General features: G+C 63.6%; 3 protein-coding genes and 1 pseudogene. 3 read left to right on the top strand and 1 reads right to left on the bottom strand.

Annotated elements, in window-relative coordinates; genetic code table 11:
• The 3 genes from EN914_RS23955 to EN914_RS23945 all read left to right on the top strand — a co-directional run.
• Positions 1–859: efflux RND transporter periplasmic adaptor subunit (locus EN914_RS23955; RefSeq protein WP_127389307.1), on the top strand; the 859-nt coding region annotated here is incomplete at its 5' end.
• 80 nt (positions 860–939) lie between these two features.
• Positions 940–4,113, top strand: a complete 3,174-nt coding sequence (locus EN914_RS23950; RefSeq protein ID WP_024502951.1) for an efflux RND transporter permease subunit — start codon at positions 940–942, stop codon at positions 4,111–4,113.
• Between the two features lie 92 nt (positions 4,114–4,205).
• Positions 4,206–4,364: a DUF3309 family protein gene (locus EN914_RS23945; protein WP_013529196.1), complete on the top strand. Its 159-nt coding sequence runs from the start codon at positions 4,206–4,208 to the stop codon at positions 4,362–4,364.
• A gap of 57 nt (positions 4,365–4,421) precedes the next feature.
• Here EN914_RS23945 and EN914_RS23940 read toward each other — a convergent pair.
• Positions 4,422–5,005: pseudogene (locus EN914_RS23940) on the bottom strand (oxidoreductase); the annotation flags it as partial.

The raw sequence follows: 5,005 nt of genomic DNA, 5'->3' as shown, positions 1-5,005 counted from the left end.
GCTGCCTGTCAAGCAAGGCGATCACGTCAAGACGGGGGATCTGGTGCTGATGCTTGCGGCGGAAGAAAAGATCTCGATGGTCGACAATGCAAAGCAGTTGGTGGTGCAGCGCCAGGCCGAGTTGGACGCAGCCTTGCGGCTGATGAAGACCGGCAATCTGCCGAAGCTGCAGCTCGACACCGCGCGCTCGAACCTGACCTCGGCGCAGTCGCAACTGGAAACGGCACAGGCCGAACTTGACCGCAACGAGGTGAAGGCGCCCTTCGACGGCGTTATCGACCGGGTGCCGGTGGAACTTGGCAGTTCCATCATGCAGGGCGGCGAGGTGGCAACCATCCTCAAGCTCGATCCGGTGATTGCCCGCGGCGAAGTCAGCGAGCGCGATCTCGGCTACCTGAAACTCGGGGACAAGGCCACCATACGGCTGGTCAGCGGCCAGACTGTCGAAGGCACCGTGCGCTACATCAGCCGCGACGCCTCTTCGGCGACCCGCACCTTCCGCGTCGAGGTTGCCGTCCCCAATGCCGACGGCTCCGTGCCGGCCGGCATGACGGCGGAAATCGCACTCAGCGCGCTGCCGACCGATGCGGTGCTGCTGCCGCGCTCGGTGGTGACGCTCGGCGACAAGGGCGACCTCGGCATCCGTGCCGTCGGCAAGGACAACAAGGTTGCGTTCTTCCCCATCGACCTCGTCGACGACACGCCGACCGGCCTGGTGCTTGGCGGCATCCCTGCCGATGCGCGCATCATCGTTGCCGGCCAGGAACTGGTGAAGGAAGGCGATGAGGTCAAGCTGGTCGAAGCCGACCAGGCAACCATCCAGAAACTGCTGGGCGAAGCGACCGCCGGCACGCAGTAGCATGGGATACGGCGGACAGACCCCGGGCGGGGACACTTGGCTGCGACGCAGCTCGTGAAATTCAAGAACAGGCGTTAGCCATGGATATCGTCAGACTCGCAATCAACAATGCCCGCCTGACCATCTCGGTGCTGGTCTTCCTGCTGCTCGCCGGCTGGGTCGCCTATCAGTCGACGCCGAAGGAAGCCGAGCCCGACGTTCCGATTCCGATGATGTATATCAGCCTGATCTATCAGGGCATTTCGCCGGAGGATTCGGAGCGCCTTCTGCTGCGGCCGATGGAAAGCAAGCTGAAGAGCCTGAAAGGCCTCAAGGAAATGCGCTCGGCCGCCTTCCAGGGCGGCGGCTATGTGCTGGTCGAGTTCCAGCCGCAGACAAATCTGGCGACGGCCTTGCAGGACACGCGCTCCAAGGTCCAGGACGGCAAGGCCGACCTGCCGCAGGCGGCCGAAGAGCCGGTCGTTACCGAAGTCAACATCTCCGAATTCCCCGTCCTCGTCGTCACCCTGTCGGGCGAATTGCCCGAACGCGTGCTGACCGCCGCCGCGCGCGAACTGCGCGACCGTATCGAGGAAGTGCCAGGCGTCCTGGAGGGCTCGTTGCAGGGTTCGCGCGACGATCTTGTCGAAGTCGTCATCGATCCGATGAAACTGTCGTCCTACGGGTTGCAACTCGATCAGCTGATCGGCGCTGTCGGGGCCTCCAACAGTCTGGTCGCCGCCGGCAATATCGAAGGCTCGGAAGGCAAATACGCCGTCAAGGTGCCGTCACTGATCGAGACGCCCGAGGACGTGGCGGCCTTGCCCGTGGTCGCCGGCCCCAATGCCGTGGTGCAGGCCAAGGACATCGCGACGATCCGCTCGACCTTCGCCGATGCCACGACGATCACGCGCCTCAATGGCAAGCCGGCCATCGCCATCGAAGTCAAGAAGCGCATCGGCGCCAATCTGATCGACACGCTCGCCAAGGTGAGGGAGGTGTCCGACGCCTACGTCAAGACGATGCCGCAAGGCATGAACGTCACCTACACGCAGGACAAGTCGGTCTTCGTCAACCAGTTGCTCGGCGATCTACAGAACCACGTCATGATCGCCGTCATCCTGGTGTTCATCGTCATCCTCTACGCGCTGTCGGGTCGTGCCTCGCTGCTGATCGGCCTGGCCATTCCGTCGTCTTTCCTGATCGGCATCCTGCTGCTGGCGATGATGGGCTACACGATCAACATGATCGTGCTGTTCAGCCTGATCCTGGCTGTCGGCATGCTGGTCGACGATGCCATCATCGTCACCGAGTTCGCCGAACGGCGGATGAGCGAAGGCATGCCGAAGGCGGAAGCCTTCGCATTGGCCGCCAAGCGCATGGCCGGTCCGGTCATTGCCGCGACGATGACGCGCATAGCCGCCTTCTCGCCACTGCTGTTCTGGCCGGGCATCATCGGCGACTTCATGAAGTACATGCCGATCACCCTGATCGTGACGCTATCGGCCTCGATGCTCTATGCGCTGGTGTTCGCGCCGACGCTGGGGGCGATCTTCGCCAAGGCGCCGGAGCATCATGAGGATGACAATCGCGACGGCTGGTACATGGCGATCGTCAAGCAGGCGGTGCGGTTTCCGATTACGGTGGTTTTGCTGACGGTCGCTCTGCTGTTCGGCGTCGGCTTTGCCTATTCGAAATATGGCGCCGGTGTTGAATTCTTCCCCAGTGTCGAGCCCGACTACGGCCTGCTCTACGTGCACGCGCGCGGCAACCTTTCGCTGGCCGAAATGGATACGGCGACCAAGATTGCCGAAAACAGGATGCTCGGCTGGCCCGGCATCAAGTCGGTCTACACCCGCGTCGGCAAGACACAAGGCGGCGGCCAGGATGTCCCTGAAGACGTCGTCGGCGTCATCCAGTACGAATTCATAGATTGGCGCGAGCGCAAGTCGGCGAACCAGATCCTGAACGATTTGCGCGGCGTCATGGCCGGCATTCCCGGCGTCGATGTCGAGGTGCGCGTGCCGGAGGCCGGTCCGCCGACCGGCAAGCCGATCCAGATCAGGCTTTCGGCCGTCGACCCCAAGGGGCTCGACGACAAAGCGCGCGCGGTTGCGGCACGCATCGGCAAGGTGCCTGGCGTCATCGACATTTCCGACGGCCTCCCGCCGCCCGGCGTCGACTGGGCGCTCGAGGTCGACCGTGCCAAGGCAGCGCAATATGGCATCAGCCCAACCGCTGTCGGCACAGTGGTGCAACTGGTGACCAACGGGCTGAAGCTTTCGGAATACCGGCCTGCCGGCGCCGACGACGCCGTCGACATCAGGCTGCGTCTGCCGGAAGACCGGCGCACGCTGTCGACGCTCGACGAGCTCAGGGTGCAGACCTCGCAAGGCTCGGTGCCGATCTCGAATTTCGTCGTGCGCAAGCCGGAGCCGACGGTTGGTATCCTCAACCGTATCGACGGCGCGCGCACGGTGGTCGTCCAGGCAAACGTTGCCGCAGGCGCCCAGGTCGCGGCCGTGCAGGCGGAGGTCACCAAGGCCGTCTCCGGGATGGATCTCGGCAGCGGCATACGTTGGAAGCTGGCCGGCTCGAACGAAGACAGCGCCGAGGCCAGCGCCTTCCTTGGCAAGGCCTTCGGGGCGGCGATCTTCCTGATCTTCCTGGTGCTGCTGATGCAGTTCAACAAATTCACCAGCGTGCTGATGGTGCTGTCCTGCGTGGTCATGGCGACGGTTGGCGTGTTCCTGGGGCTGCTGATCACAGGCGAGACCTTCGGCATCGTCATGTCGGGCATTGGCGTCATCGCTCTGGCCGGCGTGGTGGTGAACAACAACATCGTGCTGATCGACACCTATGACCGGCTGCGCGAAGAAGGCTGGGACAAGATGGACGCGGTGCTGCAGACCTGCCGCGAGCGCGCCCGGCCGGTGGTGCTGACGGCGGTGTCGGCGATCCTCGGCGTGTTGCCGATCGCCTTCGGCCTTGGGCTGGAAATCTTCCATCACGAGACGACGATCAACGCGCCGTCGACGCAATGGTGGATTTCGCTGTCCTCGGCGATCGTCTTCGGCCTGTCCTTCGCCACCTTGCTGACGCTGGTGGTGACGCCGTCGATGCTGATGATTTTCACGCGCAGCAAGAACAGCCGCTTCTATGCGTTTTTCCGCCGGCTGTTCCGGCGCGGCAAGGGAACGGTTTCGCCGACCGACAGGCCTGGCCAGGAAGCAGGCGACGAACCGGAAGTCGCCTTTCCGAGAGCCGCCGAATAGACCCCATCGCCGATTTGACCGCAGAGGCCGCCCGGAACAACCGGGCGGCCTCTGCATTGTCTCTGAGCGAAACGTCGAAGCGAGGGCTTCTCATGCCGATCACCACCATCGTCATCATCGTCCTGATCCTTGTCCTGATCGGCGCGGTGCCGGCCTGGCCGCATTCGCGCTCCTGGGGTTATGGGCCGTCGGGTATCGTCGGCGTCGTGCTGGTGGTGCTCATGGTGTTGCTGTTGATGGGACGGCTCTGAGGCGCCCTCTCGGGGATTGTTCAGTGTGCAGAGGGGCGGCGCCCGTGATCGCGGGAGTCAGGCAGCTTTCGCAACGCCATCCACGGTGGCAATGCCGATATCGCCAAGAGCTTCAGCAACCGCCTGATCCAACGGCGTGTGCGGGATCTCGCCGACGATGCCTTCCAGCCGTATCGAAGCCAGCTGATGCGGCTCGAAGCGCAGGTAGGACATGGAGACGATCTCGCGCCACATCGCCACGAACGGGCTGCCAGCGCGCAGCACCCACCAGGGCATCGAAGTCATCTTGAGCGGACGACCAATAGCTTTCTCGGCAGCGGCCTTGATCTGCAGATCGGTGACCGCGTGGCCCGGAAAGTTCAGCGCTTCATAGAAGCCGAGCTTGTCCAGATTGCGCGCCAGCGCGACGAAGCCCACAGCGAAGTCAGGCAGATAGGCCCATTCATGCACGAGGTCGACCGGGCCAGGCGCGGTGTAGATACCCTTGTTGATCTTGGCGGCGACGATCAGGTCGAACCATGATCCGCTGCCGGTGCCGCCGAAGAAATCGCCGGCCCGCAGAAGAATGGTGCGGACGCGGCCCGCGTCGGCCTCGCGACGAAACAATTCCTCCATGGCGCAGCGGATGCGGCCCTTTTGCG

Source organism: Mesorhizobium sp. M7A.F.Ca.CA.001.08.2.1 (genome assembly GCF_003998455.1).
Classification (GTDB): Bacteria; Pseudomonadota; Alphaproteobacteria; order Rhizobiales; family Rhizobiaceae; genus Mesorhizobium; species Mesorhizobium ciceri.
Note: the sequence above shows the minus strand (reverse complement) of the source record. Positions and strands in the feature narration are given on the sequence as shown.